The sequence below is a fragment of the bacterium genome (genome assembly GCA_009926305.1).
Lineage (GTDB): Bacteria > Bdellovibrionota_C > UBA2361 > UBA2361 > RFPC01 > RFPC01.
The window spans coordinates 1-1,500 of record RFPC01000216.1 but is presented as its reverse complement, the minus strand read 5'-3'; the positions used below and the strand labels follow the sequence as shown (position 1 = coordinate 1,500).

2 protein-coding genes are annotated in these 1,500 nt (G+C 44.2%); both read right to left on the bottom strand.

What is annotated here, in order from left to right; genetic code table 11:
- Nucleotides 1-99: 99 nt before the first annotated feature.
- Nucleotides 100-1,065, bottom strand: coding sequence for a hypothetical protein (locus tag EBR25_13970; GenBank protein ID NBW42077.1), 966 nt, complete (start codon nt 1,063-1,065; stop codon nt 100-102).
- 173 nt (nt 1,066-1,238) lie between these two features.
- The gene (locus tag EBR25_13965; GenBank protein ID NBW42076.1) at nt 1,239-1,499 is read right to left on the bottom strand and encodes a hypothetical protein; all 261 of its coding nucleotides are present in this window, start codon (nt 1,497-1,499) and stop codon (nt 1,239-1,241) included.
- Nucleotide 1,500: the final 1 nt, after the last annotated feature.

The following is a 1,500-nucleotide window of genomic DNA, read 5'->3' as shown; positions in this document are numbered from 1 at the left end:
TCTTCATCGAACTTCTTCGCTGACTCTTCATCGAACTTATTCACCCTGATAATAACAGGGCTCTTTCTGAGCTCAACCTCTTTGACTAACGGCGAGATTTTAGTTGTCCATTTCATCTTGAGCTCCTGTCATTTCTAAAAGTTCGTTGATTTCCATATCGCTTTTTGGGCCTTTTGAGATATTTTCTCTCCCAAGAAGCATTCTCAGATTCTTGATATGTCCGATAACTTCAGGCTCAATATTGTTTTTGAAGCCATCGGATATTGAGACAATATGGTCGACGTGATAGCCGTTGTTTCCTCGTCCGCGCTGGTCGAAGTTTTCTAAGGTTTCAAGAGGCTGCTTTTTGGTGACAGCCCAGACTTTTCTTCTGTAGGACTCGAAGGCTGGAAGAAATTCATCGTAGTAGTAATCATAGTCCATTCCCACCTTTGCTTCAACCTGCTTTCTGTGAGTGACATCATATTTGCTGCAGTGGTCCACTCCGTAGCGAGTCATAAGCGTGTCTCGAATTTTCTCCTGTATCTCTTCAGCAGCGAATGGATTGTCTGTCCCATAGTTCTGCTGGAATGTCTGCCTTATCTTGTCCTTTATCTCTTCAGCAGCGAATGGGTTGTCTGTCCCATAGTTTTGGCGCCACGTCTCTTTTCTCTTCTGCTTCACCTCGTCGAGCATCCAGTGGTGCTCGACTCCGAACTTCTCCACTCGACACTGTTTCTGCTTTTCTTTGAAGCACTCTGACTTCGTGTGGTGCTCGACCCCATATTTCTTCAGGTTATTCTTTCGAATTTTCTCTTGAACCGCTGGAGACTGGGAGGGATTTTCTACGCCGTATTTCTCTAGGAGGGTCTTGCGCGCCTTCTCGGCCAGCAGACCGCTCTTTTTTGACTGCCATAGGCACTTTCGGCTGCAGAACGTCAGAGCATCGAAGTTCATAGTCGCATAATAGGGCTTTTCGTAGGTCTTTTCGCACGCGTCACACGAGCACACGACAACCTTTCGATGGAAGGTCCTACCCATTCGGTCTATTTTTGTTCTCTCCGCTATTTCCTTTAGCATACTCATCCATCCACTTTCTGCACAGGCGGTCGATGAAGGCCGAAATTTTTAGCCCATTCTCATCACAATACTTCTTAAGCACAGTGTGAGTATTATCGGAAATTTTGACATTCTTCATTTCAGAAGAAATATCCATGAGTAGACTAACAAAACCTAATGTCCAAACAGTTGAAGGTAATCTATGAGAGCGCATTATTTAAACCATCTAGCAGGAATTTAGTTGCGAGAGTAGCAAGAATGACAGCTCCCACCAGACTGAAGATGGGTCCTAATTTATTTGACGCCCTTTTCCCAATCGCCATTCCCATTAAGGTTGTAACAAAAGCGCATAGACCAATCGAAATGATATAAGGAGCTAAAGATCTGTTTGAAATTCCCAGTCCCACGCCAACGGCAAATGCATCTAAACTGGTAGCGAAAGAAACAACTAAAATTTTAATG